At 66.4% G+C, this 26,748-nt stretch carries 24 protein-coding genes; 8 read left to right on the top strand and 16 right to left on the bottom strand.

Features of this window, described 5'->3' with window-relative positions; genetic code table 11:
- Nucleotides 1-5: 5 nt before the first annotated feature.
- Nucleotides 6-161: a hypothetical protein gene (locus tag KF730_RS02470; RefSeq protein ID WP_294092020.1), complete on the top strand. Its 156-nt coding sequence runs from the start codon at nt 6-8 to the stop codon at nt 159-161.
- Between the two features lie 113 nt (nt 162-274).
- On the opposite strand, the gene KF730_RS02465 is transcribed toward KF730_RS02470, so the two are convergent.
- On the bottom strand, nt 275-1,714 hold the full coding sequence (locus KF730_RS02465; RefSeq protein ID WP_294092019.1) for an MFS transporter: 1,440 nt from the start codon (nt 1,712-1,714) through the stop codon (nt 275-277).
- 144 nt (nt 1,715-1,858) lie between these two features.
- Here KF730_RS02465 and KF730_RS02460 point away from each other — a divergent pair, with 144 nt between their 5' ends.
- Both KF730_RS02460 and KF730_RS02455 read left to right on the top strand, forming a co-directional pair.
- The gene (locus KF730_RS02460) at nt 1,859-3,004 is read left to right on the top strand and encodes an acyl-CoA dehydrogenase family protein (protein ID WP_294092018.1); all 1,146 of its coding nucleotides are present in this window, start codon (nt 1,859-1,861) and stop codon (nt 3,002-3,004) included.
- 3 nt (nt 3,005-3,007) lie between these two features.
- Nucleotides 3,008-3,796: an SDR family oxidoreductase gene (locus KF730_RS02455; protein ID WP_294092017.1), complete on the top strand. Its 789-nt coding sequence runs from the start codon at nt 3,008-3,010 to the stop codon at nt 3,794-3,796.
- Here KF730_RS02455 and KF730_RS02450 read toward each other — a convergent pair.
- From KF730_RS02450 to KF730_RS02430, 5 genes are all read right to left on the bottom strand, one after another.
- Nucleotides 3,793-4,128: a UrcA family protein gene (locus tag KF730_RS02450; protein WP_294092016.1), complete on the bottom strand. Its 336-nt coding sequence runs from the start codon at nt 4,126-4,128 to the stop codon at nt 3,793-3,795. The two genes, KF730_RS02455 and KF730_RS02450, sit on opposite strands and share 4 nt — an antisense overlap.
- 82 nt (nt 4,129-4,210) lie before the next feature.
- Nucleotides 4,211-5,725, bottom strand: coding sequence for a M56 family metallopeptidase (locus tag KF730_RS02445; protein WP_294092014.1), 1,515 nt, complete (start codon nt 5,723-5,725; stop codon nt 4,211-4,213).
- Nucleotides 5,725-6,099, bottom strand: coding sequence for a BlaI/MecI/CopY family transcriptional regulator (locus tag KF730_RS02440; RefSeq protein WP_294092013.1), 375 nt, complete (start codon nt 6,097-6,099; stop codon nt 5,725-5,727). Before KF730_RS02440 ends, KF730_RS02445 begins: the two co-directional genes overlap by 1 nt.
- A gap of 71 nt (nt 6,100-6,170) precedes the next feature.
- Nucleotides 6,171-8,426 carry an NADP-dependent malic enzyme gene (locus KF730_RS02435; protein WP_294092011.1) on the bottom strand — a complete coding sequence of 752 codons (2,256 nt, stop codon included), beginning with the start codon at nt 8,424-8,426 and terminating at the stop codon, nt 6,171-6,173.
- Nucleotides 8,427-8,458: 32 nt separating this feature from the next.
- Nucleotides 8,459-10,018 (bottom strand): hypothetical protein, encoded by a 1,560-nt coding sequence (locus tag KF730_RS02430; protein ID WP_294092010.1) that lies wholly within the window; start codon nt 10,016-10,018, stop codon nt 8,459-8,461.
- A 101-nt stretch (nt 10,019-10,119) separates the two neighbouring features.
- Here KF730_RS02430 and mutS point away from each other — a divergent pair, with 101 nt between their 5' ends.
- Nucleotides 10,120-12,702, top strand: coding sequence for a DNA mismatch repair protein MutS (gene mutS / locus KF730_RS02425; RefSeq protein WP_294095666.1), 2,583 nt, complete (start codon nt 10,120-10,122; stop codon nt 12,700-12,702).
- Nucleotides 12,699-12,926: a hypothetical protein gene (locus KF730_RS02420; protein ID WP_294092008.1), complete on the top strand. Its 228-nt coding sequence runs from the start codon at nt 12,699-12,701 to the stop codon at nt 12,924-12,926. The genes mutS and KF730_RS02420 overlap by 4 nt, the downstream gene beginning before the upstream one ends.
- A 451-nt stretch (nt 12,927-13,377) precedes the next feature.
- Here the strand turns inward: KF730_RS02420 and KF730_RS02415 are convergent, their stop codons facing one another.
- The 5 genes from KF730_RS02415 to uvrB all read right to left on the bottom strand — a co-directional run bounded on the left by KF730_RS02415 (nt 13,378) and on the right by uvrB (nt 18,010).
- The gene (locus KF730_RS02415; protein ID WP_294092007.1) at nt 13,378-13,527 is read right to left on the bottom strand and encodes a hypothetical protein; all 150 of its coding nucleotides are present in this window, start codon (nt 13,525-13,527) and stop codon (nt 13,378-13,380) included.
- 47 nt (nt 13,528-13,574) lie between these two features.
- On the bottom strand, nt 13,575-14,030 hold the full coding sequence (locus KF730_RS02410; protein ID WP_294092006.1) for a hypothetical protein: 456 nt from the start codon (nt 14,028-14,030) through the stop codon (nt 13,575-13,577).
- Nucleotides 14,027-14,563 (bottom strand): hypothetical protein, encoded by a 537-nt coding sequence (locus tag KF730_RS02405; RefSeq protein WP_294092005.1) that lies wholly within the window; start codon nt 14,561-14,563, stop codon nt 14,027-14,029. Before KF730_RS02405 ends, KF730_RS02410 begins: the two co-directional genes overlap by 4 nt.
- Before the next feature lie 38 nt (nt 14,564-14,601).
- Nucleotides 14,602-15,726: a glycoside hydrolase family 5 protein gene (locus KF730_RS02400; RefSeq protein ID WP_294092003.1), complete on the bottom strand. Its 1,125-nt coding sequence runs from the start codon at nt 15,724-15,726 to the stop codon at nt 14,602-14,604.
- An 88-nt stretch (nt 15,727-15,814) separates the two neighbouring features.
- Nucleotides 15,815-18,010 (bottom strand): excinuclease ABC subunit UvrB, encoded by a 2,196-nt coding sequence (gene uvrB, locus KF730_RS02395; RefSeq protein WP_294092002.1) that lies wholly within the window; start codon nt 18,008-18,010, stop codon nt 15,815-15,817.
- 158 nt (nt 18,011-18,168) lie between these two features.
- On the opposite strand from uvrB, the gene KF730_RS02390 reads away from it, so the two are divergent.
- The gene (locus KF730_RS02390) at nt 18,169-19,842 is read left to right on the top strand and encodes a hypothetical protein (RefSeq protein ID WP_294092001.1); all 1,674 of its coding nucleotides are present in this window, start codon (nt 18,169-18,171) and stop codon (nt 19,840-19,842) included.
- A gap of 101 nt (nt 19,843-19,943) precedes the next feature.
- Here the strand turns inward: KF730_RS02390 and KF730_RS02385 are convergent, their stop codons facing one another.
- The 3 genes from KF730_RS02385 to KF730_RS02375 form a co-directional block, all read right to left on the bottom strand.
- Nucleotides 19,944-20,819, bottom strand: a complete 876-nt coding sequence (locus tag KF730_RS02385) for an OmpA family protein (protein WP_294092000.1) — start codon at nt 20,817-20,819, stop codon at nt 19,944-19,946.
- 265 nt (nt 20,820-21,084) lie between these two features.
- Nucleotides 21,085-21,927, bottom strand: a complete 843-nt coding sequence (locus tag KF730_RS02380) for an ABC transporter permease subunit (protein WP_294091997.1) — start codon at nt 21,925-21,927, stop codon at nt 21,085-21,087.
- Entirely contained in the window at nt 21,920-22,858 is a 939-nt protein-coding gene (locus KF730_RS02375; protein WP_294091996.1) for an ABC transporter ATP-binding protein, read from the bottom strand. Before KF730_RS02375 ends, KF730_RS02380 begins: the two co-directional genes overlap by 8 nt.
- Before the next feature lie 103 nt (nt 22,859-22,961).
- On the opposite strand from KF730_RS02375, the gene KF730_RS02370 reads away from it, so the two are divergent.
- The gene (locus tag KF730_RS02370; RefSeq protein WP_294091995.1) at nt 22,962-23,546 is read left to right on the top strand and encodes a DUF3617 domain-containing protein; all 585 of its coding nucleotides are present in this window, start codon (nt 22,962-22,964) and stop codon (nt 23,544-23,546) included.
- Here KF730_RS02370 and KF730_RS02365 read toward each other — a convergent pair whose 3' ends face one another.
- Nucleotides 23,547-24,662, bottom strand: coding sequence for an acyltransferase family protein (locus tag KF730_RS02365; RefSeq protein ID WP_294091993.1), 1,116 nt, complete (start codon nt 24,660-24,662; stop codon nt 23,547-23,549). It abuts the gene before it with no gap.
- Between the two features lie 86 nt (nt 24,663-24,748).
- Here KF730_RS02365 and KF730_RS02360 point away from each other — a divergent pair, with 86 nt between their 5' ends.
- The gene (locus KF730_RS02360; protein ID WP_294091992.1) at nt 24,749-25,576 is read left to right on the top strand and encodes a LytTR family DNA-binding domain-containing protein; all 828 of its coding nucleotides are present in this window, start codon (nt 24,749-24,751) and stop codon (nt 25,574-25,576) included.
- Here KF730_RS02360 and KF730_RS02355 read toward each other — a convergent pair.
- The gene (locus tag KF730_RS02355; RefSeq protein ID WP_294091990.1) at nt 25,523-26,731 is read right to left on the bottom strand and encodes an acyltransferase; all 1,209 of its coding nucleotides are present in this window, start codon (nt 26,729-26,731) and stop codon (nt 25,523-25,525) included. The genes KF730_RS02360 and KF730_RS02355 overlap by 54 nt on opposite strands.
- Between the last annotated feature and the right edge of the window lie 17 nt (nt 26,732-26,748).

Below are 26,748 nucleotides of genomic sequence, written 5' to 3'. Positions count from 1 at the left end.
TAAGGATGACCAACGAACCGCAGCGCAGCCGCGCCGTCTTCTCGACCGAGGACTTCCGCCTGATCCGCGAAGCTGTCGGCACCCATCTTCAGGCGATCAAGGACCAGCCCGAGTCCGTGAAGTTCGCCAATCTCTTCCACCGCCTCGGCCGCGTCGGCTGAAGCGCCCTTGATACTGGACCCCGGCCTGCGCCGGGGCTCCGGCTCCTAACGGAGCCTACAGCTTTCCTGGGGAGGAAAGGATGCCCGCTGGAGCGCCAAGCTCCAGCGGGCATTTACCCGTTCGTTGCCAGCCCGATCCGCGCATCATGCTCGGCCTTGCCGAACGGGAAGCGGCGATAGAGATACGCCGCGCCCATCCCCAGCATCAGATAAAGCAGGATGAAGATGATCGTCAGCAGGTCGATCGTCGCCGCGGGGATGGTCCCGGGCTTGGCGCCCTCGGGAAAGCCGATGCCGGAAAGGATGAAGCCCGAGGCGAAGATGCCGATGCCCGTCGTGCATTTCTGGACGAAGAAGCCGCCGGCGAAGAACACGCCCTCGGATCGCCGCCCGGTATCCACTTCCGAATGCTCCACGACATCGGCCATCATCGAAGCGCCGAGGATGGTCGAGGAGACGCTGCATGTCGCATTGACTCCGAAGATCGTGAACAGCAGCGGCAGCATCGCCGGGCTCGAAGGATCGGGGAAAGCCCCAAGCAGCCGCAGCGCATAGGGTGATCCGATCAGTATCGCCGCGCCGGCCATGAACGCCATCGCCGCGACCGGCTTGCCGACCCGCCGCGCCACCCGCGGCGCGATCACGAACGCGCCGACCACACCGAGGAACAACGCCCCCGCCAGCGCGACGAAATCGCCGCCCTTCATCCCCCACACATAGGTGTAGAGATAGTTGGACAGCGAAAAGCTGATCCCCTGCGCCGAATAGAAGCAGATCCCCGCCCCCATCAGGATCAGGAAGGCGCGGTTGCGCACCGTCTCGCCCAGCTCGCGGAAATGCCCGGCGATGCTTTGTTGCGCGATCACCGGCTTGGGCAGATGCGCGATCTCGTGATGCGTTCCCAGCGCCGAGACCAGGATCGCCACCGCCATGGCCACCGCGCCCGCGATCGAGAAGCCGACATAGCTCTCGCGGTTGAGCAGCCCCGTCTCCTGCCCGGGATAGGGTGCGAGGAAATAGGCATAGGATGCGACCAGCATCGCCATGCCGCCGGCCCAGCCGAACAGGTAGCGATAAGCCATGATCCGCGTGCGCTCGTCATAATCGGCGGAAAGCTCGGGGCTCAGCGCTTGCGACGGCACTTCATAGGCCGAGACCGCGCTGCGGACGATCACCGAAAGCGCGAACACCCAGACCAGCATCGCTCCCTGCCCGAGCGCGGGCGGGTTCCACAGCAACAGCCACCCCACCGCGATCGGAATCGCCGACGCGTACATCCAGGGATGCCGCCGCCCCCATCGGCTGCGCGTGCGATCCGAAAGCGTGCCGATCATCGGATCGATGAACGCGTCGAGCATCAGCGCGCACAGGATCGCGAGCCCCACCTGTGACGCCGGCAAGCCCATCACCTGGTTGAAGAAGAACAGCAGGAAGGTCGAGAAGCCGAAATCCTTGACCCCATAGGCCACCGCGCCGGCACCATATGCCAGCATGGTCGGCTGCCCCAATCGGCGGACCGGCGGTAGATTCCCGGCCTCTTGCACCGCTGACATGCGTCTCTCCCTCGCTCGTTGCCTGCAGCATGGAAGCCGCCCGGTGCCGCGTCAATCATATGCGATTGGAAGATCGGGTATGGCTTGTCCGATCCGTTGTCCGCGTTATAGCCTTGGCGCTTCGAACAGAAAGAACGGTGCGGAATGGCGCTCGAACCCGAAATCTTCGACACGCTGATCGAGACGATCCGCCGCTTCGTCGCCGAGCGCCTCCGCCCGCTGGAGGGTGAGGTCGAGGAAGCTGATGCGATCCCGGCGCACATCGTCCAGGAGATGCGCGACCTCGGCCTGTTCGGCCTCTCGATCGCCGAGGAATATGGCGGGCTCGGCCTGAATATGGTCGAGGAATGCAAGGTCGCGGTCGAACTGGGCCGCACCACGCCGGCCTTCCGCTCGACCTTCGGCACCAATGTCGGCATCGGCAGCCAGGGCCTGGTCATGGCCGGAACCGCCGAGCAAAAGGCCGATTGGCTCCCCCGTATCGCCAGCGGCGAAGTCGTCGCCAGCTTCGCGCTGACCGAGCCCGATGTCGGATCGGATTCGGGTGCGGTGAAAACGCGGGCCGTCCGCGATGGCGACGTCTACCGCCTCACCGGCACCAAGCGTTTCATCACCAACGCCGACAAGGCGCATGTCTTCACCGTCATGGCCCGCACCGGCGAGGAACCCGGCGGCCGCGGCGTCTCCGCCTTCCTCGTGCCGCGCGATCTGCCCGGCATCACCATCGGCGAGCCCGAGAAGAAGATGGGCCAGAAGGGCGCCAAGGTCGCGGACGTGGTGTTCGACGATACGCCGGTTCCCGCCGCGCTCCGCCTCGGCGCCGAGGGCGAAGGCTTCAGACTTGCGATGCAGGTGCTCGATCGCGGGCGGCTTCACATCTCGGCGGTCTGCGTCGGCGTCGCCGAGCGGCTGATCGCCGATTGCGTCGCCTATGCGAGCGAGCGGAAGCAGTTCGGCAAGCCCATCGCCGAGCACCAGCTCATCCAGGCGATGCTCGCGGACAGCAAGACCGAGGCCCTCGCCGCCAAGGCGCTGGTATTGCAGACCGCCGCAGCAAAGGACGCCGGCGAGAATGTCGTCATGGAATCCGCCGCCGCCAAATATTATGCCAGCGAGATGGTCGGCCGCGTCGCCGATCGTGCCGTCCAGATCTTCGGCGGCGCCGGCTATATCGCCGATTACGGCATCGAACGCCTCTATCGCGATGTCCGCCTGTTCCGGATCTACGAAGGCACCAGCCAGATCCAGCAGCTGATCATCGCACGCGAAACACTGAAACGGGGAGGATAACCCATGGACACCAGCAAGCTCTTCCGCCTCGACGGCCGCGTCGCACTCGTCACCGGTGGATCGCGCGGCATCGGCCGCATGATCGCCGACGGCTTCATCCAGCAGGGCGCGAAGGTCTATATTTCAGCCCGCAAGGCCGATGCCTGCGATGCCACCGCGGATGCGCTCGGCCCCAATTGCATCTCGATCCCGATGGACGTCTCGACGGTCGAGGGCTGCAAGGCCCTCGCCGCGGCGATCGCCGAGCGCGAGCCACGGCTCGACATCCTCGTCAATAATGCCGGCGCCGCCTGGGGCGCTCCCTTGGCCGAATTCCCCGAAAGCGGCTGGGACAAGGTCATGGACCTCAACGTCAAGTCGCCCTTCTTCCTGACTCAGGCGTTGCATAGCCTGCTCAAGGCCGGCGCCAGCGAAGCCCAGCCGGCCAAGGTCATCAACATCACCTCGATCGATGGCCAGCGCGTCAATCCGTGGGAGACCTACAGCTATCAGGCGTCGAAGGCGGCGCTGATCCACCTCACCCGCCGCATGGCCGCGCGGCTGATCAGCGACCAGATCGTCGTCTCCTCGCTCGCCCCGGGCGCCTTCCCCAGCGACATGAACAAGGCCGCCCGCGACCATGCCGACGGCGTCGCCAAGCGTATTCCTTCGGGCCGCATCGGCGTCGATGAGGACATGGCCGGCGCCGCGATCTACCTCGCCAGCCGCGCCGGCGACTATGTCGTCGGCGAGACGCTCACCGTCGATGGCGGTATCGTCAACGCCAATCTGTCTAGCAGCATCGACATCTAAAGCCGCCGTCCGATGATCCCCGCTTCGTCCATAGCGGTGCGATAGGCGCCGCGGACCGCGCCCGGCATTTCGGCAACCAGCGTGTCGCGCACCCGTTCGAGGCAGTAGAATTTGTCGGTGCGTAGCGCGTCGGGCGTGATCTCGTCCTCATGCTTCGCGCAGAAACCGCGCGCGGCATTGGCGACCCGCGCGCGAAGTGCGGCGCGACCCGTGGCACTGTCCAGCGCGATGTCGCCATAGAAGACGCGCGCCGCCGGCTCAGCAACCGGCAGCGGTCCACGCGCGGCGCACGCACCGAGCATCACAAGCGGCAGGAAGACAGTCACTCGCATCGTTCATCTCCTTTGTTTTGCAGGCAAGCCGACCCCGTGGCGCGAAATCGCGCTCTGCGTCGGTCGTCGGATGGGCGGGCGGTTAGAGCTTGATCATCTGCCGCGCATCGTAATCCATGGTCTGCGCGGCGCGGCGGAGTCGGCTCGCCACGCGGATATGTTCGTTCCGTACATCTCGTGGCGTGGCGGGATCGGCGGCGATCCTCTCCAATATCCGCGCCTTGTTTCGCATGCTGTTGGCGGTCTCGCTCGTTCGGAGCGCGCGGTCCCGCTCGACGGGCGAGACGCGCAGGCGTTGCTCCACTTCGGCGGCCAGGCGTCGCTCCAATTCGGCGGCGCGTACCACGCGCCGCGCCTCGAGCGCTGCGTGGCGCTCAATCGCGGCTGGGGTTTGCTCCCACCGGGGTCCGCGCTTCAGGGATGCAGACGCGGTGGGAGCAACGGGTTCCGGCGACGTGACCGGGATGGGATTGGCCGGCGCTGCCGCGGCGGTTTCCACCAGACGCGTCGGCGCTGCCGTCGCGAAGCCGGGCGCCTTGCGCTTGCGTGGTGCCATTGGTTTCGGCGCGGTCTGCACAGCGGCTGACACCGCCTGCGCTTCGGGAGTGATGGCGGGAATATATTCGTCCAGCGCGGGTGCCGGCGCGGCCTGTGCGGCGACCGGCACGAACCGCAGCATCGCAAGCGGGCCGGCGGTCGCCATCGCCACGATCAGCATCGCCGCGCACAACACTCGGTTCGCCGGGCGCTGCGGCGCCGCCTCGAGAACCCCGCGTATGCGCTGACCCAGCGTGGCGCGAGCATAGGTCATCCCGCAGGCGGAGGGATGCGCGCTCCCCGCGCCGACGGCGAGCAGGGTCTCGGCATAATCGAACCGCGCGACCTGCCCCACCGCTTCCTCGTCGGCGGCAAGCTCGATCTGCGCCGCAAGCGCACGCGCCAGCCACCAGACCAGCGGATTGAACCACAGTATCGCCGTCACCATCTGCGCCAGCATCAGCATCGGCCAGTCGAAGCGCCGAACATGCGCCATCTCATGTGCGATCACCGCTTGCGCCTGCTCGCCGCGCGCCTCGGCCTCGGGGCCGATCAATATCCACGCCGGCGCCAGACCCCAGCTTAGCGGAGCATACACCTTGCGCGACACCAGCAGCCGAACCGGCCGACCGATCCCCGCCGCTGCGCGGGCAAGTGCGCGCAGCCAATGCGGATCGGTGACCGGGACCGCCGTCCGCGTCCAGCGCCACAAGGTGAACAGCCCCAGGATCAGCCGCAGCAACACGATCGCCGCGCCGGCGAAATAGAGCATCAGGATCAGATCGAGCGCGTCCGGCGCCTCGGGCTTCACGGCCATCGGCGCAGTGTCAGCGATGATCGGCACCGCCATCGCAACGGCTTCCTCCGCCGGAAGCACTGCCAGATCGAGCGACGGCGCGAACAGCGCCACCAACGGCAGCGCCAGCAACGCGCCGATCCCGAGCCGCAGCATCCACACGCGCTCGCTCGCCGGTCTGCGCCGCAGCGCCTGATATGCGATCAGTACCGCACCGGCGATCAGCGCCGATTTCCAGCCGAGATCGACGAGCATGTCCTGCATCACTCGGCATCCTTGCGGGCGCGGTCGATGGCGCGCTGGAGCGCGTCGATCTCATCGGGGGCGAGCTTGGGCTCCATCCCCAGCAAGGCGGTCGCGGCGCTTGCCGCCGACCCCTGGAAGAATGTCTGCACCAGCTTCTGCAACGCCGTCTCCGCCACTTCGCCGGTCTGCGGCGCAGGCGAATAGACATAGGCCTGGTTCTCGGTGCGGTGCCGCACCAAGCCCTTGGCGGTCAGCCGCGACAGCAAGGTTCGCACCGCCGAGTCGGTCGGCGCGTCGTTCATCGCTCCGCGGACCGAAGCGGCAGTCGCCTCCTTCATGCTGCAGAGGATTTCAAACACTTCACGCTCGCGGCGCGGCAGCGATTCGATCACGGCAAACCTCCATCCTGCTACATACGTAGCATGCTACAAATGTAGCAGCAAGAGGCTTTCAACGTGCCGTGTTAGCGGGCGATCCCCCCCGCCGCGAGCACCGCCAACGTCACCAGTTCGCTCGCGGTCGCGGTCATCGGGGCGATCTGGACCGACTTTTCCATGCCCATCAGGATCGGCCCGATCGTCGAATCGCCGCCCAGCTCGCGCAGCAGCTTCGCCGAGATGTTGGCCGATTGCAGACCGGGCATGATCAGCACATTGGCCGGCCCGGAAAGCCGCGCGAACGGATAATTGGCGAGCTGCTTGGGATTGAGCGCCACGTCGGGCGACATCTCGCCTTCATATTCGAACTCGACCGAGCGGGTATCGAGCACCTTGATAGCGCCGCGCAGGTTCTCGAGCCAGCGCCCCTCGGGATTGCCGAAGTTCGAATAGCTGAGGAACGCGACGCGCGGCTCGTGACCCATGCGGCGCGCGACCAGCGCCGCGCCCTCGGCGATATCGGCCAGTTCCTCGGCGGTCGGGCGCTCGTTGACGGTGGTGTCGGCGATGAACACGGTATGCGACTGGCCGACCAGGATGTGCATGCCGAACGGGGTGCGACCCGGCTGGTGATCGATCACCCGCTTCACCTGGCGCATCGATTCCGCCCAGGTCCGCGTCACGCCGGTGATCATCGCATCGGCCTTGCCGAGCTGGAGCAGCAGCCCGCCAAAGATGTTGCGGTCGCGATTGACCATGCGCTCGGCATCGCGGCGGAGGTACCCGCGGCGCTGCATCCGCTGGTAGAGGAACTCGACCATCTCGGGCACCAGCGGCGAATTGACGCTGTTGTGCAGTTCGAACTCGTCGGGGTTGGCGCCGAGCGAGCGGAGCTTGTCGATCACGCTTTCGCGTCCGATCAGCACCGGCGTGCCATAGCCCTCGGCCTTGAAGGCGATCGCCGCGCGCAGCACCACCTCTTCCTCGGCCTCGGCGAAGATAACCCGCTTGGGATTGGCGCGCGCGCCCTCATCCGCAAGGCTCAGCACCGAAGTGGTCGGGTTGAGCCGCGCCCGCAACGACTGGCGATAGGCGGCGAAGTCGGCGATCGGCTTGGTCGCCACGCCCGAATCCATCGCGGCCTTGGCGACGGCGGCGGGGACGATCTCCATCAGCCGCGGATCGAACGGCGCCGGGATGATGTAGTCGGGGCCGAAGCTGTGCTTGACGCCATAGGCCGCGGCGACTTCCTCGGGCACCTGCTGGCGGGCGAGTTCGGCCAGCGCGTTGGCGGCGGCGATCTTCATCGCGTCGTTGATCGTCGTCGCCCGCACGTCGAGCGCGCCGCGGAAGATGAAGGGGAAGCCGAGGACATTGTTGACCTGGTTCGGATAGTCCGAACGGCCGGTGGCGATGATCGCGTCCGGTCGCGCCGCCTTGGCTTCGGGCGGGGTGATCTCGGGATCGGGATTGGCCATCGCGAAGATGATCGGATTGGGCGCCATCGCCCGCACCATGTCCTGCGATACCGCGCCCGCCGCCGACAGGCCCATGAACACATCGGCCCCGGCCAGCGCCTCGGTCAGGGTCCGGCGGTCGGTGGCCACGGCATGCGCCGACTGCCACTGGTTCACCTTCTCGCGGCCCTGATAGATCACGCCCGAACGGTCGCACATCAGCAGGTTGTTCTGCGGCAACCCCATCGACTTGATCAGCTCGGCGCAGGCGATCGCGGCGGCGCCGGCGCCGTTCATCACCACTCTCGTGTCCTTGATGTCGCGCCCGGTCAGGTGCAGCGCATTGATCAGCCCGGCGGCGGCGATGATCGCGGTGCCGTGCTGGTCGTCATGGAACACCGGGATGTTCATGCGCTCGCGCAGCGTCTGCTCGATCACGAAGCATTCGGGTGACTTGATGTCCTCCAGATTGATGCCGCCGAAGCTCGGCTCCATCAATTCGACCGCGTCGATGATGCGATCGACATCCTCGGTCTTGAGCTCGATATCGATCGAGTCGACATCGGCGAAGCGCTTGAACAGCACCGCCTTGCCTTCCATCACCGGCTTGGACGCCAGCGCGCCGAGATTGCCGAGGCCCAGAATCGCGGTGCCGTTGGAGATGACGGCGACGAGATTGCCCTTGGCGGTATAGTCATAGGCAAGCGCCGGGTTCTCGGCGATCGCCAGCACCGGCACCGCCACGCCGGGCGAATAGGCCAGGGCCAGGTCGCGCTGCGTCGCCATCGGCTTGGAGGCGACGATCTCGATTTTGCCGGGGCGGCCCTCGGAGTGATAGAGCAGCGCCTCGCGCTCGGAAAACTGGACGCTGCTGTCTTCGGCCATTCTTGTCTCTCCGGGGAAGGTTTCCCCGCCTCTTAGGGCCGTATCGCCGAATTGGGAACCGGTGCCCGCACAGCATATAGCTCGCTGGTGCCGTTCGACCATATCCTCGCCAGCCGCGGATCGGCGAATCCGGCAGGTGCGCGCACGCCGATCAGCCAGACATAATCGACGCGCTCGACCGGCAGGCGCGGCAATGTCTCGGCGGCGGTATGGCGCGGGCGCACCTCGAACGGCTTGGTCCTGTCGATGCAGCGCGCGGGCCAGACGAACTCGGACGGATCGACATAATAGTCGTTCGACGGCCGATAGCGCACCTGCAGCAATTGCACGCCTTCCGCCGCCCAGTGCGAATTGACCCAGGTGTCGCGATAGAGGCTGGCGAGGTTGGAGATATGGTCCAGCCGCGTCTCGCGCCACCCGGCGAGACCGCATTCGACTTCGGTCAGCGCCAGCACCCGTGACCCCTGCGCGACATGGTCGAGCGCCTTCAATTCGCTGACATAGCTCGCATTATAACCGGCAAAGGCGGTGGCCGTGACCGCCAGCCGCACCGCGAACAGCGCCAGGCCCGCCAGCATCACCCCACGCCGCAGCCCGGGCAGCACCGCGCTCCAGTCCATCAGCGCCAGCGCCAGCATCGCCAGCACCGGCACCAGCCGCGAATCGATATGCGCGACGCCCGAGAGCAGGGCCGGCGCCGCCACGAACAGCAACGCCAGTGCCGCGACCGCGCCGGGCTCGCGCATCCGCGCCCCCGCCCGCCAGCCGGTCGCCATCACCGCGACGGTCAGCAGCACCGTGCCGATATCGAGCAATATATATTGGTCGCGCACCGGCATCATCAGCCCGTCGAGCTTGCGCTCCAGCACCCAGCGCGTCGCCCCGCCGCTCGAATCGCCGAACAGCAGGAAGACAAGCGCGAAGGCGATCCCTCCCGCCAGCGGCCATGCCGGCCGCAGCGCCCGCCAGTCCCGTGCGCGCCATGCCGGCCATGCCTCACGCCCGCCGATCAGCACCATCAGCAAGCCGCCGCCGACCGCGTGCACCACCAGCAGCAGCGGCGCGAGCGGCAGGATCAACGCCGCGCGCAGCTTGGGCCGTTGCGCCAGGTGCAGCCACAGCGCGAAGCCGAGCAGCGAGCACGCCACCCCCAGCGAGAAATTGAGGAAGCCATGGCGGAAGGCGAAGCCATGGACGAACGGCAGCGCCCAGCTGATCGCCCATGCGCCGCTGCGATTGCCCGCCCGCGCGATCAGGAACAGGCCGAGCACGGTCAGCACCGTTGTCGCCGCGACCACCGCCCACAGCGCGCCGACCAGCCCGAAGACGTGCCGCAGCGCCTCTACCGCCAGATCGACGCCAAGATTGAGCGACAGCGCCCAACGGAAATCGAAATAGCCGCTGAGCGGATTATCCGGCCCCGCCGCCTGGATCGCGTAGCGCCCGAGATGTCCGGGCAAGTCGATCAACGGCGGGATCGCGGTGAACAGCAAAGGCAGCAGCGCCGCGAACGCGAAGAGCACAATGGCCGGCCAGCTGAGCAGCCCGATGCGCATTTGCGATTTTTCCGAAGCGCCCGCGCCGTCTTCCATATCCCGCCGTTATCGCTGTCCACAGGCGCTGTCACCCGCCCGCTTGGAATATCGTCCCGGGCTGGTTAGCGAGGGTCAGCATGTCCTCCGCTCCCACTCCGATGATGGCCCAGTATCTCGCCCTCAAGGCGGAGGCGGAGGACTGCCTGCTCTTCTACCGGATGGGCGATTTCTTCGAGCTCTTCTTTGACGATGCCAAGGTGGCGAGCGCAGTCCTCGACATCGCGCTCACCGCGCGCGGCGAGCATGAAGGCGAGCGCATCCCGATGTGCGGCGTTCCCGCCCATGCCATGGACGGCTATCTCGCCCGGCTGATCAAGGCCGGCCACCGCGTCGCCATCGCCAATCAGACCGAGACGCCCGAGGAAGCCAGGAAGCGCGGCGGGTCCAAGGCGCTGGTCGCCCGCGCCATCATCCGCGTCGTCACTGCCGGCACGCTGACCGAGGAAAGCCTGCTCGACAGCCGCGCAGCGAACTGGTGCGCGGCGATCGGCGAGGCCGGCGGCCAGGTCGCGATCGCCTGCGCCGATATCTCGACCGGCGTCTTCCACGTCATCGAAACCGATGGCGGCCGCGCTGATGCCGAGATCGCCCGGCTCTCGCCCGCCGAAACCATCGCCTCCGAAGCCTCCGGCTTCTCCGAGCTGGCCACCGCGCTGCGGCCGAAAAACGACTTCGACAGCGGCAATGGCGAAGCCCGCCTCAAGCGCCTGTTCGGCGTCGCCACGCTCGACGGCTTCGGCCAATTCTCCCGCGCCGCGCTGGCTGCGGCCGGCGGACTCGTCGCCTATCTCGAACACACCGCCAAGGGGTCGCTGCCCTTCCTCCGCCCGCCCCGCATCACCCGCACCGAAGCGGCGATGGCGATCGACGCCGCCACTCGTGAGAGCCTCGAACTCACCGCCACCGCCGCAGGCGCTCGCAAGGGCAGCCTGCTCGACGCGGTCGACCGCACCGTCACCGGCGCCGGTGCCCGCCTGCTCGGGCAGGACATCGCCGCACCGCTGATGGACGGCGACACGATCAACGCGCGCCTCGATCTCGTCCAGCGCTTCCACGACGATTCGGGGCTTCGCGACAGCACGCGCGGAAACCTGCGCGCCCTCCCCGATATCGGCCGCGCCCTTGGCCGCATCGCCGCCGGCCGCGGTTCTCCCCGCGATCTCGGCCAGCTCCGCGACGGCCTCGATGGTGCCTGGCGCCTGGCCGAACGGCTCGCCACGCTCGCCGACAAGCCCGCTTTGCTCGCCGGCCTTATCCCCCAGCTCCAAGGGCATGGCGCGCTGATCGACCTGCTGAGCCGCGCGCTCGTTCCCGAACCGCCGATCGATGCCGACAAGGGCGGCTATATCGCCGAGGGCTATGACGCCGCGCTCGACGATCTCCGCGATGCCGGCGCCGGCGGTCGCCGCGCCATCGCCGCGCTGGAGGCCGAATACAAGACCCGCACCGGCATCAACGCCCTCAAGATCCGCCACAATGGCGTGCTCGGCTATCATATCGAAGTCCCCGCGAAAAACGCCGATCCGCTGATGAAGCAGGAGAGCGGCTTCACCCACCGCCAGACGCTGGCCGGCGTCGTCCGCTTCAACGCTCCCGAGCTCCACGAAGTCGCGATCAAGGTGACGCAGGCCGGCGCGCACGCCCTCGCCGCCGAAGCCGCGCATCTCGAAGACTTGACCGAAGCCGCGCTCGCCACCCGCGAAAACATTGCCGCCACCGCCGACGCCCTCGCCCGCATCGACGTCTCCGCCGCCTTGGCCGAACGCGCCGCGGAAGGCGGCTGGGCGCGCCCATCGCTGGTCGATCACGCCTGTTTCGAAGTCGAGGGCGGCCGCCACCCGGTGGTCGAGGATGCGCTCGCCAGATCGGGCGCGCGTTTCGTCGCCAATGATTGCACCCTCTCCGAATCCAGCCGGCTATGGCTGGTCACCGGCCCGAACATGGGCGGCAAATCGACCTTCCTTCGCCAGAACGCGCTTATCGCAGTGCTGGCGCAAGCCGGCAGCTACGTCCCCGCCACGCGCGCGAAGCTCGGTCTGGTCGATCGCCTGTTCAGCCGCGTCGGCGCGTCGGACAATCTCGCGCGCGGCCGCTCGACCTTCATGGTCGAGATGGTCGAGACCGCAGCGATCCTCGCCCAGGCCACCCCGCGCAGCTTCGTCATCCTCGACGAGGTCGGCCGCGGCACCTCGACCTATGACGGGCTCGCCATCGCCTGGGCGGTGGTCGAGGCGATCCATGAGGATAATCGCTGCCGCTGCCTGTTCGCGACGCACTATCACGAGCTGACCCGGCTGGCGGAGCGCTGCGACGCCCTCACCCTCCACCATGTCCGCGCGCGCGAATGGAAGGGCGATCTCGTCCTCCTCCACGAAGTCGCCGAAGGCCCGGCCGATCGCAGCTTCGGGATCGCCGTCGCGCGGCTGGCCGGCATGCCTCCCGCAGCATTGAAGCGCGCCAAGGCGGTCCTCGACAAGCTCGAGGCCGGGCGCCAGAAAACCGGAGGTCTCGCCGCCGGGCTGGATGACCTGCCGCTCTTCGCCGCCGCCGCGGAACAGGAGGAAGAGGCGATCGATACGCTGCGCAGTGAACTCGCCGCCATCGATGTCGACGCCCTTTCCCCGCGTGAAGCGCTCGATGCGCTCTATCGCCTCAAGGGCCTGGCGGCGGACGGCGCATGACCCGCGACGCGCTGATCGACCTTTTCATCCGCAAGCTGCTCCGCGAGGGCAACGGCACCCGCCGCCGCTGGCGCGCGGTGCTCGGCGAGGTCAAGCTCTACAGCCTCGCCACCCATCCACATTGCAACTGGCTGATCAGCCCGAGCGGCGACGCCTATGAGAATGCCGCGGTCGAGCGCCTCGCCGATCAGATACGCGGCGAACATCCGATCGTCGGCGAATAGCCACCTCGCTTGCGAAGCAGGCGTTGGCGCGCCGCCCGCACGCGATCACCCGCCCCAAACGAAGAAGGCCGCCGGAACCCTTTCAAGGATCCCGGCGACCTCCGACATGGTCAGCGGCCGGATGGTTCCAGCCCGGGAGACCAGGCGGACCGCTTTGCTTCAGCGCGTGCCGTTGATTGGAGGAGGATACCTCCCGGCACGAAACGGATGGAGGGCTTCCATCCGCGCTTTCAGCTTAGCGGCGCGTCTCCCGAACGAACTGAACCGACCCCATTGCTGAACCATGAGACATCGGATCACCTCCTTTCGCTAGTTGAAACGGCGCACCCGTCTGGGCACGGCAACACACTGAATCAACACGAGTCGCAGCGCAAGACTTGTATTATTTTTGTTTGCCGTCAGAATCAGAGTTTCCGGCCCGAAGCGCTCTGCGCCACGTTTGCCAGCCTCCCTAATGCCGCTTGAAATACTGCACTTCGCGCTCGTGCTTTTCGGCCGCCGCCCGGGTGTCGAACGTGCCGAGATTGCGGCGCTTGCGGGTCTCGGGATCGACCTTGCGCGAATAGAGCCTGTATTCGCCCGATTTGAGCTTGCGGATCATGACCGTCTCCTCGGCCGGGAAACGCGCGAGCGCGGCAAAGCTATCCGCTAGCGATCCATGTCGGAGACCGTCACCTCGTCCTCGGTGCCGGTAAACGACGCCGCGAAACGCCTGCCGTCCGGCGCGTCCGCGGTGCACTCGATATGCGTGCGCGGCTTCCGCAGCGTCTCGGCGGTGCAATAGCCGGTCGCGGGAGTCGATCTGACCGACGGGGTTTCGCCGCTACGCGACATCGTCACCTTGGTCACCGCGATCCCGCCCTTGCCGTCCAGCGTGCCGTAGAAGCTGACCAGATTGCCGTCCCCGGTCTTGATCATGATCGAGGTCTGGCCATCGCGATAGACCATGTTGAGCGCCACATCGCCGCACGCCGCCGGCGCGCTATTGACGACCAGACCAGTGCATTCGCCCTTTGTGGCGATCATCGTCCTGACCGGCGGCGCCACGTCCTGCGCGGCTGCCGTCGCCGGCAGCAACGCCGCCAGCATCGCCAGCGCCTTCACCGGCAATCCTCGGCGACGCGCAGGATTTCGGGCCAGGCGGGCAGCACCAGATCGGGCATACCGCTCGCCTGCACCACGAAGCGGCCACGGCTGAACCCCATCGAATCCACCAGGCTGTCGCGCGGCGTAAGTTCCGCCGCCATATAGGGCGGCACGCCCCCGGTCGATGTCACCGGAATCGCCTTGCGGTCGGTCGAGGTGCGCACCGTCAGCGTCGCAAAGCCTTCGCCGGCGCGCGACAGATAGAGTTGCCCGCGCCCGCGATCGCAGCGCAGCGTCAGATCGGCATCGGTCCCCGCCCGCCCGAACAGGGCGATGCTGCCGCGTCCGTCCTGCCGGTACGCCCAGGTTCCCGGCGTCAGCGGCCAGTCGCGCCAGTCCGCACCCAGCGCCGGGGTAGGTGCGGGTCGCGGCGCGGGGGCTGGCGTCGGGGCCGGCAGCGGCGCCGGCGGCGCGGGGGCTGGCGCGACTTCGGGCGTGGAGCAGGAAGCGAGCGCAAGCAGCGCGGACGAAGCGAGGAACAGGCGGCGCATCACCGGGCTTATGCGGGAAGTCGCCGCCATGCTCAACCTTACTGGAGCGTAGTCGTCGTCCGGATCGCCTCGATCATCCCCGGCAACCACGCGCTGCCGTCGCGCAACCGGAACGTATTGGCATAGGCCCAGGCGCAACTCTGCACCCCGATCGAAGCATAGGCCGCGCTTATCGTGCCATAATATTTGATCCGCTCGGACAGCGGCACACCCGCCACATCGTTCGCGCCATATTCGCCGACGAATACCGTCCGTCCGGTCCGCGTCATGAAGTCGCGCACCTTCTGCAGATTGCTCTCAAGGCCCGCATAATCCGCCGCGCTGCCGAATGTGCGCCCCAGCGCCGGGGTCGGCGTCACCCAGGTCGCGCCCTGATGGGTGAAGTCGAACGGATCATAGGTGTGGATTGTCGCCACGACATAGGGATCGGCGGGGATCGCCAGGGTGCCAAGCGAATCCACCCCGCTCCAGTTCTGCCCGCCGATGATCACCGGCCGTGTCGGATTGGTCGCGCGCACATTCGCCAGCGCGGGCGCGAGGATGCCCGCCAGATTGCTGTCGTTGAGCGCGCCATTGGGCTCGTTCATCAGCTCGAACCACAGGCTCGCGGTCGGATAGCCGGCGAACTCCGCCGCGATCTGCTTCCACAGCTCGGCAAAGCGCGTCGCGTGCGCCGCCGGCGCCGTCGCCATCTCCTCATAATGGTGGAGGTTGAGCATCACGTTGAGTCCCGCCGCCCGCGCCGCGTCCACCACATGCTTCACCCGCGCCATCCACGCCGCGTCGATCGTATAGGGCGCGGCGGCCAGCGCATGCGAGGACCAGCGCACCGGCAGCCGGATCGTGTCGAACCCCGCCGCCTTGATGATCGCGAAATCGCCATCGGCGATCGCCCGCCCCCAATCGCCTTCGTTGGGGGGTTCGAGATGGTTGCCCATGTTGACGCACTTGCCGACGGGGATCGAGATGCCGGTGGTCGGCACCCGCGCGGCGGCCGGCGTATAGCTCGGCGTCGGCGTTGTGGTCGGCGTGGGCGTCGGCGTCACGGTAGCTGTCGGCACAGGTGCCGGAGCCGTCACCGACCCGCCGGTCCCCGCACTCGCTCCGCTGCACGCGACCAGCGCCAGCACCATCACACTCGAAAATCCCGGATTGCGCTTCATCGCCTGCTCTCCAACGCCCGCACGCCGGTTCTCCGGCGCTTCTGTCAGCGTTGACTGTTAGCGGTACCGCGCAGACAAAGGCAAGCAGTCACCGCCCGAACCTGGTCCGGCTCTGCTTGCCATAGCGCCCCTTGCGCGTACCCGGCTTGCCCTCGTTGCTCCGCCCCATCACCGGCGCCTTGCGCTCCTCGGCCGGCAGCCCGAGTTCCTCCGCCTCAAGGCTGCGGATCTCGTCGCGCAGCCGCCCGGCTTCCTCGAACTCCAGATTCGCCGCGGCATCGCGCATCTTCTTCTCAAGGCTCTCGATATAGGCCCTGAGATTGTGCCCGACCATGTGCGGACGCCCGACTCCATTGGCGCCGTCGATCTCGACCGTCACCTGATCCTTCGACGCGACATGGGCGATGATGTCGCCGATATTCTTCTTGACCGTAGCGGGCGTGATTCCGTGCGCCCGGTTATATTCCTCCTGCTTGGCCCGCCGCCGGTCGGTCTCGGCGATCGCCCGCTCCATGCTCCCGGTCATCCGGTCGGCATAGAGGATCACCCGTCCCTCGACGTTGCGCGCCGCGCGCCCGATCGTCTGGATCAGCGACGTCTCGGAGCGCAGGAAGCCCTCCTTGTCGGCGTCGAGGATCGCCACCAGCCCGCACTCCGGGATATCCAGCCCCTCGCGCAGCAAATTGATCCCGATCAGCACGTCATAGACACCCAAACGAAGATCGCGGATCAATTCGATCCGCTCCAGCGTCTCGGTATCCGAATGCATGTAGCGGCACTTGATCCCCGCCTCGTGCATATATTCGGTCAAATCCTCCGCCATCCGCTTGGTCAGCGTCGTCACCAGCGTGCGGTAGCCCAGCGCCGTGGTCTTGTTGCACTCGACGATCAGGTCCTGGACCTGCTCGTCGACCGGCTTGATCTCCACAGGCGGATCGATCAGCCCGGTCGGCCGGATCACCTGCTCGGTGAACACGCCGCCGGTCTGCTCCATCTCCCAATTGCCCGGCGTCGCCGAGACATAGGCGGTCTGCGGCCGCATCGCGTCCCATTCGTTGAAGCGCAGCGGCCGGTTGTCGATCGCGCTCGGCAGCCGGAAGCCGTACTCCGCCAGCGTGATCTTGCGCCGGTGATCGCCCCGCGACATGCCGTTGATCTGGCCGATCGTCTGGTGGCTCTCATCGACGAACAGCAATGCGTTCTCGGGCAGATATTCGAACAGCGTCGGCGGCGGCTCGCCCGGCAGGCGCCCGGTCAGGAAGCGCGAGTAATTCTCGATCCCCGCGCAGCTCCCCGTCGCCGCGATCATCTCCAGATCGAAATTGGTCCGCTGCTCCAGCCGCTGCGCCTCAAGCAATTTGCCTTCCGCATGCAGTTCCTTGAGCCGCTCGGCCAGCTCATGCTTGATCGCCTCGCCCGCCTGTTTGAGCGTCGGCCCCGGCGTCACATAATGCGAATTGGCGAACACGCGGACATAGTCAAGGCTAGCCACCTTGGAGCCCGTAAGCGGGTCGAACTCGACGATCTCCTCGATCTCGTCGCCAAAGAACGAAACCCGCCACGCGCTGTCCTCATAATGCGACGGGAAGATCTCCAGCGTATCGCCGCGCACCCGGAAATTGCCGCGCTGAAAGGCCGCATCGTTGCGCTTATACTGCAGCGCGACCAGCTTGCGGATGATCTCGCGCTGATCGACGCTCTGGCCCTTCTTCAGATCGAAGATCATCGCCGAATAGGTCTCGACCGAGCCGATGCCATAGAGGCACGAGACCGAGGCGACGATGATCACATCGTCACGCTCGAGCAGCGACCGCGTCGCCGAATGCCGCATCCGGTCGATCGCTTCGTTCACCGAGCTTTCCTTCTCGATGTACGTGTCGGAGCGCGGCACATAGGCCTCGGGCTGGTAATAATCGTAATAGCTGACGAAATATTCGACTGCATTGTCGGGGAAGAACGACTTCATCTCCCCATAAAGCTGCGCCGCTAGGATCTTGTTGGGCGCCAGGATCAGCGCCGGCCGCTGCGTCGCCTCGATCACCTGCGCCATGGTAAAGGTCTTGCCCGAACCGGTGACGCCCAGCAGCACCTGATCGCGCTCCCCGGCATTCACCGCCTCGACCATCTCCTTGATCGCCGCCGGCTGATCGCCCGACGGGGTGTAATCGGAAACGATCTTGAAGCGCTTGCCACCCTCGAGCTTGTCGGGGCGGTTGGGGCGATGCGGGATAAACGACTGCCCGGTTTCGGGCTCGTCGAGACTGGTGCGGATCTGGATGGCCATCGGGGGAGAATATGGGGTGCGCGGGCGGGGGGTGCAATCGCGACGAGCAATACGAGCCAGCCTGCAATTGCGCTTTTCCACTGCCACCACTTGCAATGTAGGATTTAGAATGTTCTCCAAATGTTCTCTCACCTCCGAGAGCTTCACGGAGAACGAAAATGGCTTATGTGACCACAACCGATCTGGCCGCCGATAACGGCGCCTCCCTGGTCGGCTTCATCCAGCCCGACGCCAACGCGGTCGCGAGGACAGTCGAGGACAAGCTGCGCGACACCGTCCATGTCAAGGATTTCGGTGCGGTCGGCGACGGTACGACCGACGATACCGACGCCATCGCCGATGCCGTCGCCTTCGTGCTGGACAACGCGAACTTCGCCCTCCACTTCGACGACGCAACCTATCTGGTTGGGTCGTCGGTCACGACGGGCAACTCGATCTTCACGCTCGACGGCACGGACGGCTTCGTCATGCGCGGCCGCCCCAACTTCCGGATCACCGGCACGAACGCGAAGCAGGTCACGCTGTTCGACATCCAGATGTCGAACCTCGACATCGAATATATCGAGGCGACCGGCGACGAGTGGACTGCGGCGACGCTCGCGATCGCGCTCGCGAACGGTATCATCACCTGCCGCGCCTATTCGCCAACGGGCGCGCTCCTCACCGATCACAAGTTCGGCACGATCCGCGTGACCAACGGTCTGCACGCCCTGCTCTACGATGCCAACGACAAGAGCTATGGGCTGTTCGATGGCGTCACCGTCGATCTGATCGACGTCACCGAATGCGCCTATGCCTTCAACGGCGCGCATGCGCCCGACAATCACAAGATCGGCCTGATCGTCGCCGACAACGTGTTCCGTGCATATTTCGTCTACGGCGTGGACAATGGGCGGGCGAACGTCTTCGTCAAGCCCAGCTATACCGGCATCTTCGCTGGCGGCACCTGCGCCAATATCGGCGTCATCACCGAGAGCAGCTCGGGTGCCCATTCGAAGCGGGTCCGCAGCACGCGCAACATTGAGGCGAACATCCACAACATTTCGGATCGGCCTTCGCTCCAGCTCTCCACGACCAGCATGGCACCGACCGACACCGCACAGGGACTTTACAACATCCGCGCCAACGTCATGTCCGAGACCGGCAACGCGCTGGGCGTGGCGAATGCCGACATCGCCACCGGTACGGTGGACACGTCCACGCCCTATGCCTCGCCCAAGGTCAACATCACCATCCGGGCGCATCTGGCAACGGCCGCTGGATGCCTCAACCCGTCTTCCTACGGCATCTGGTCGGGCGCGAGAGGTCTCACCCTCGAATGCTCCAACTTCCTCGATAACTCGTCGGCGGTGCGGCAGGCCTATCTGACGTCCGGATGGCAAATCCGCGATCTCGAATACGGGTTCGAGATTCCGCACGCGCTCGGCGTCGGCGCTATCGGATCGACCGGCTTCCTCAAGGTGGCGGTCAACGAGGATCCACATCTGAGCCTCGGCGATGATGCGACCAATAGCACCCGGTACCGCGCCGGCTCGACGCATACTTGGTTCATCGGCGGCGCGCTCAATGCCTATATGAGTACGTCGCAATTCTATCCCTGGACCGACAACACGATGACGCTCGGCACGTCGGCGAAGCGCTTTAGCCAGACCTATTCAGCGGAGGTCCGCCCCGGCGTGGGATCGGTGATCTGGACGAGCGGCAGCGGCACGCCGGAAGGCGCCGTTATCGCGCCAATCGGCTCCCTGTTCACGCGAAGCGACGGCGGAACCGGCACGACGCTCTACGTCAAGGAGAGCGGCACGGGGAATACGGGATGGGTACCGAAGTAAGGTAGAGCGCCCGCCTGGCTCAGGCACGGCGGCCCAGTGTGACCGTGCCGCTCTACGGGCGCTAGTCGGGAGCGGCCCACACCGCTCCCGGCCCGCATCACTCACAACCCATCGACACTCTTGCTCACCAGCACGTTCACCGCCACACGCCGGTTCTGCGCCTTGCCTTCCTCGGTATCGTTGCTGGCCAGCGGATCGCTGGTCGCCATCCCCGTCGGGGTCAGCATCCGGTACGGCTTCCAGCCGCATTTCTGCTGGAGGAAGTTCATCACCTTGCCGGCGCGCTTATCGCTCAGCTCCTGGTTGATGTCGTCATTGCCGGTCGAATCTGTATAGCCGACCACCAGGATCAGCGCGTTCTCCATCTGCCCGGCCGATGCCGCCGTGGTGCACAATTCGGCCTTGTCGGCGGCGGAGATATCCGCGCGGCCGGTCTCGAAATGGACGTTGGTCGTCGCCTTGACGTTATACTTGTCGATATCGCCCAGCCGGCCGCGCAGCGCCTCGGTCGCGGCGGTCTGCTCCTCGAAGCGCTGATCGGTGCCGTTGCGGATCATCGACGCGAACTTCAGGTCGTTCTTCTTGAAGCTGATCTGGCTGGCCAGCAGATCGCCACCGGCGCCATCGGCGGGCTGCATCGTCCGGATCGTCACCGGCAGGCCGTTGAGCAGCGAATCGGTCGCCAGCTTGCTGCGGCTGCTGAACAGCCCGCCGCCGGCACGGATCTTGGTCGCGTCGTTGACCGCGACGATCACCGGGCCACGATCGACCGTATTGACCTTGATCCGGTCGCCATTGCGCGCGGCGATGACGCCTTTGACCTCGGGCCCCGCGACCAGCGCGACGTCGGCAGGCACGCCGGTGACGACGATATTGTTGTCCTGCGGGGTCTGCTGGGCGGAGGCGGTGCCGGCCGCGGACAGGGCAAGGCCGGCAAGGACCAGGCCGATCGCCGGCTTGTGGGGAAGATTTCGCATCAAAAAACTCCGAATATCGCCACCCCGGCTGGGCTGGCGTGTTCGGATCAACCTGTCTGCCGGATGAACGCGCCCGGCGATTCTGCCGCCCGCGCGGATGGTGCGAGCCGATCCTGCGGCGAGCCGACCCGCCGGGCGCATCGAAACCGGGGTCGCGATGCAGGATTTCGCCTGTTTCGGTCAGCGGGCGCCGGCCGGATTCGGCGACACCCGCTCTTTGCGAGCGTCGATCCGCGCAAGCCAGGCGCCGAAGCGCCTGCGCCGCTCAGTTGATGTCCTGCCGACGGAACCACCAGAAGGTCAGCGCGACCAGCCCGCCGATCCACGCCGCGAGCGCCAGAGTCGAGGTGATTTGCGACATCTCGATCACCGCCCCGCTCGCCAGCGGCAGCTTGTAGGCCACGCCCTGCTGCGTCCAGCTGGCGAAATTCTCGAGATGGTAGCTCGGCAGCACGCGATACGGCACTGCCAGCCATTCCATCCCGAAACCGCTCAGCGCGCTGACGATCTTGCCGAGCAGCTCGTCGAGCGTGATCAGCACCAGCGAGACGATGAACGCCGCCAGCGTCGATCGGGTGAACACCGCCAGCACGCTGGCATAGGCCGCCGTCAGCAACAGCGGCACCACCCCGTCCAGCAGCGTGGTGACGTGGCCGTTCAGGATCGTCGCCATGGTCACGCCTTCGGGCACCGGCAGTCCGGCCAGTGCCGTCTTGGCATATTCCGCCGCCACCGTCAGCACCGCCGCGATCAGCCAGGCGGCATAGAGCAGCGCCATCGGCACCAGATATTTGGCCGCGACCAGCTTCCAGCGCGGCGTGTGCGGCAGCACCAGCTTGAGCGTGTTCCAGCCATATTCGCCGGCGAAGACCAGCGCGAAATAGGCGGCGATGAAATAGCGCCCCATCGTGATCGCGGGCACGTGCCAGATCATTGTCGTTTCGTCGATCCAGCCCGCCGCTTTGGCGGCATCCTTCGACATGCCGGGTTCGCCCATCAGCCCGATCGTCAGGATCAGCGCGAACAGGATCGGATAGATCCACACCAGCAGCCAGGTGCCCTTGTGCGGCAGCAATTTGGTCCATTCGGCCGAGACGATGTTACGCATTTCCGGTCTCCGCCGCGTTGGTTTCAGCCTGGGTGATGGCGAGAAAGGCTTCTTCGAGCGAGCGCTCATGCGGCGCGAGGCTGAAGACCTCGACGTCCGCCGCGATCAGCCGCCGCGCGATCTCCGGCGCATCGGCCTTGGCGGCGCGGACGTTGAGCGCGGCGCCTTCGATCGCCGAGGGCCAGTCGGCCAGCGCCGCCTGCGCCTTGCCGAGCGGGATGGCGACGACGCGTAATATGTCCTCTTCGTGAAGGATGCCGGCCACCGTATCCTCGCGGATCAGCACGCCGCGATCGATGATCGCCAGCCGGTCGCAGGTCTGCTGGACCTCGTTGAGCAGATGGCTGGACAGGAACACGGTCTTGTTGTGCTCCGTGGCGAGGCTGCGGATCAGCGCCCGCATCTCCTGGATGCCCGCCGCGTCGAGGCCGTTGGCCGGCTCGTCGAGAATCACCAGATCGGGGTCGTTGAGCAGCGCTGCCGCCACGCCCAGCCGCTGGCGCATGCCGGTTGAATATCCCTTCACCTTGCGGTGCCCGTCGCGCGCCAGCCCGACCTGGGCGAGCAGCGCATCGATATTGCCGCCGTCCAGCCCCTGCGTGCGCGCCAGCACGTCGAGGTTCCGCCGCCCCGAAAGAAACGGATAGAAAGCGCCGCCATCGACCAGCGACCCCACCTTGCGCGGCGGCTGGCCGTGGCGAAGGTCCCGTCCGAACAGGCGGATCGTCCCCGCGCTCGGCGCGATCAGGCCGAGCAGCATGCGGATCGTCGTGCTCTTGCCCGCGCCGTTGGCGCCCAGAAAGCCATAGACCTCGCCCGCGCCGACGGTCAGCGACACGTTCTGCACCGCCTTCACCCCGCCCGATCGCCGGGTGTAGGTCTTGCTCAGTCCCGCGATCTCCAGAACCGGTTCGCTATTCCTCGTGGCCATCGCCATTCGCTCCTCTACCGTACCGGAGAACTAGTACACCAAATCACTGTCGTCAATCCGCGTCATTGCCACCGCCACGAATATCGTCTGTACAGGGGCGAGGATGAGGGAGACGGATATGCGCAAGCTGGTGCTGTTGGCGGGTCTTGGGGTGGCGCTGGCCGGTTGCGACAAGGGGCCGTCGACCGAGGATAGCGCCCGCTCGAGCGGCGAGATCCGCCTCGAGAACGCCACTGCCGAGGAAGTGATGAAGCAGGCCGCGGCGGCGCAGGAAAAGAACAGGATGCAGCCCGGCGAATGGGAAAACACCTTCCAGCTGGTCTCGGCCGACATGCCCGGCGCGCCCGAGATGCTCCGCAAGAAAATGGCCGAGGAAGCGAAGAAGCCGCCTTCGACCACCAGGGAGTGCCGCAAGGCCGAGGACGCCAAGGCGATGGACTTCACCAAGCTCGCCCCGGCAACGCAGGGCTGCACCTTCCCCAAATATGTGATGGCCAATGGCAAGGTCGATGCGAAGATGGAGTGCAAAGGCCCGTTCGGCCCGGTCAAGATGACCATCAACGGCACCCAGTCGCCGAGCAGCTACGACATGACCGTCACCACCGAGCAGACCCCGCCGGGCGGCTCCGCCCAGTCGAAGATGACGATCCGCGCGACCGGCAAGCGGCTGGGCGAGTGCAAGGGCTGATCAGCGCGGCCGCAACCCTGCCAGGGGTCTGAGCCAGCCGATTCGCCGCGCGGTCAGGTAGAACAACCAGCACCCCGCCACGGTCGCCGCGACCAGGATCGCGAACTCGGCCACGGCGGGTAGCCGTAGCGGCAGCAGCGCATATTCGCCGAGCACGATCACCGTCTGGTGGATGATGTAGAAGGGGAACACCGCTTCGGTCAGCGTCGCGCGCCACGGATGGTCGCGGTTGAGATACAACTCCGCTAGCCCGATCAGCGCCGCGATGCTCGCCCAGGTCTGCACCTCGCGCGCTACCGCGAAGCCATCCTTGATCCAGGCCAGCGGCAGCGCTCTCCCCGGCCACATCGCCTCGACCCCCGCCACCGCCACATATCCAGCAAGCCCCAGCACCGCCGCGGGCTTCCACCACCGCGCGAACGCCAGCATCGTCACCCGCGACCCCGCCAGCCCGAAGCCGAACAGGAACGCCGGGAAATAGGCTAGGTGCGCCACGCCGTCGCCGATCAGGTCGTGCGTCTCGACCCCGCGCCGGAACAGCAGCACCTGAAACAGCATAAGATAGACCAGCGGCACCCACAGCGCACCCACGCCGCCAAACACACGGTCGAACAGCCGCCGAAGCCGGATCGGAAACAGCAGCAACACGCCTAGCGCCAGCGTGTAGACCCAGAGATAGACGACGAACCATAAATGGTTCCAGGTCGGCAGGACGATCCCGTCCAGCGCGCCGAAGCGGAAATAGTCTCGCGTCCAGAACCACCAATAATCGTGCGCATAGTCATGCTTGCCGGCCAGCTCGACCCAGCTTTGCGGCGGCACGATCACCGCCATGCCGAACGCCAGCGGGATCAGCAGCCTCGCATTGCGGTTGCGCAGAAATCCGCTCAACCCCTTCGATTTCGCCAGCAGCATCCGGCTGGCGAAGCCCGAGACGAGGAACAGCAGCATCAGCCGCCAGGCATTGGTGAACAGCATCGGGATCGCCACCCAATCGGCGGGCGCGGCGGTCTTCACATGGAAGTCCCACGGCACGAACACCATCCCGACATGATAGAGGATCAACAGCGCGAACGCGCCGATCCTGAGCCAGTCCATCCCGTAGTGCCGTTCCATCGCCGATCCTTTTCTTGGTGGCACGGCGGCTAGCGGAGCGTGGTGCCAGCCGATATCGGAGAGGGAGGAATGGCGGGGCGCGCGGGATGACCGATAGCATGGCAGGGACGAGCGGCGGCGGAGGCGTGACGAGCGGGATGCCGCGCCGCCAGCGCATCGCCCTGCTCGTGTTCGGTTTCGTTGTTTTCGCTGGCGTCCACGCCTTCGCCAATGTCGAGAGCACCCGCGCCGATTTCACCCGTGCCGGGATTAGTGAGACGGCGGCGCATATCTGGCTCTGGGAATTGAGCGCCATCGCAATGTGGGTGGCGCTGCTCCCCGTCATCGGCTGGATGGTCGCGCGGGTCCGCCCGCCGCGTATGGCCTTGGGCTGGGCCGCGCTCGCCCATGCGGTTGCGACGCTGCCGATCTCGGCGGTGCACGTCGCCGGGATGATCGCGATCCGGCTCGCCATCTACGCAGCGATGGGCGAGCGCTACGGCTATGGCGGCGCCGCCGAGCGCTTCCTCTACGAATATCGCAAGGACGCCGCTTCCTATCTGATGCTAGCCGCCTTCATGGCGCTCGCGCAGTGGTTGCTGGCGCAGCCCGAGCCCGCCGCCGCTTCGCCCGAAGTCCTGCTCGTCCCCGATGGCAGCGTTACCCACCGCGTGCCTGTCGATGCGATCGGCTGGGCCGCCGCCGCGGGCAATTATGTCGAGATCGCCTGGGGCGAGCGCGTGCTGCTGCATCGCTCGACACTGGCGGCGCTTGAGGCGGACCTGGGCCCCGGCTTCGTCCGCATCCATCGCGGCCGGCTGGTCCGCCGCGCCGCGGTGCGCACGATCGAGACCGAGCGCAGCGGCGACTTCACCGTGACGTTAGATGGCGGCGCGGTGCTGCGCGGCAGCCGGCGTTATCGCGCGGCGCTGTGACAGCCCGATCAACGGCCTGACCCAGCCGATCCGTCCGCCGATCCAATACACCGCCATGCATGTCGTGAGTGTACCACCCAGCAGCAACGCGAATTCGGCGAAAGGCCCAAGGTTCAGCGGCAGCGTGTACCAGGCGATCAGCACGATCGCGGGGTGATGGATGATATAGAAGGGGAACACCGCCTCGGCGAGCGGCTTGCGCCACTTATGGTCGCGGTTCCACCGGGTCTCGGCGACGTGAAACAGCGTCAGGATCATCCCCCAGGCCATCGCGATGCGACAGGCGCGATCGAGCGCCATGATCGCGTGCGGCGGCATGGCGCTGCCCGGCCAGATCATCTCGGTGACCACCACCGGAAGCCCGGCCAACGCCACGAGCGCCAGCGCCGGCTTCCACGCCCGGTGGATCGCCAGCCACAGCCGAGGCGCCCCGGCCAGCGCGAAGCCGAACAGGAACAGCGGCAGATATTGCGCGTGCCCGGCCCAATCGCGGGTAAGCCCCTGATGCTCGGGCACGACGAACAGCAAGGCCAGCCGCGCCACCACCAGCGCCGCGACCGGCGTCCACAACAACCGCCAGCCTTCTGCCAGCCAGTCGACGACACGGTCGAGCCAGCCGACGACGCGCTTGCCGCCCAGCGCCAGCGCGCCCGCCAGCATCAGGCTGTAGGCCGCCAGATAGGCGACGAACCACAGATGCTCCCAGCTCGGAAACTCGCGCCCGTAAAACTCGCCCGAGCGCCAATAATCCGTCGCCCAGAAATGGAGATAACCGTGCGGGTAGCCGGTCTCCATCACCCGCACCCACATCTCCAACGGCACGATCGCCAGCATCCCGAATGCCAGCGGGATCAGCAATCGCTTCGCCCGCGATGCGCCGAAATCGCCCGGGCCCGCCGACCGGTCATAGAGCTTGCGCGAGGCATAGCCCGATACCGCGAACAGCAGCGGCAGCCGCCACGGTGTCAGCAGCGCCATCGGCGGTATCAGCGCGGCATAGCGATGCGGCGTGTGGATCACCCATTCCCATGGCGCGAACACCATGGCGATGTGATAGACGATCAGCAGCGCGAAGGCGGCGATGCGCAGCCAGTCCATCCCGTAATGGCGCTGGCTGGCGCGCAGCGATGCAGCAAGGGTCGGGTCGTGCTGCAAGAATAGACCTTCCGCGG

The organism is Sphingomonas sp. (assembly GCF_019635515.1).
GTDB lineage: Bacteria > Pseudomonadota > Alphaproteobacteria > Sphingomonadales > Sphingomonadaceae > Sphingomonas.
The sequence above is the reverse complement of the archived record's forward strand: the minus strand, read 5'-3'. Positions and strand labels throughout refer to the sequence as shown.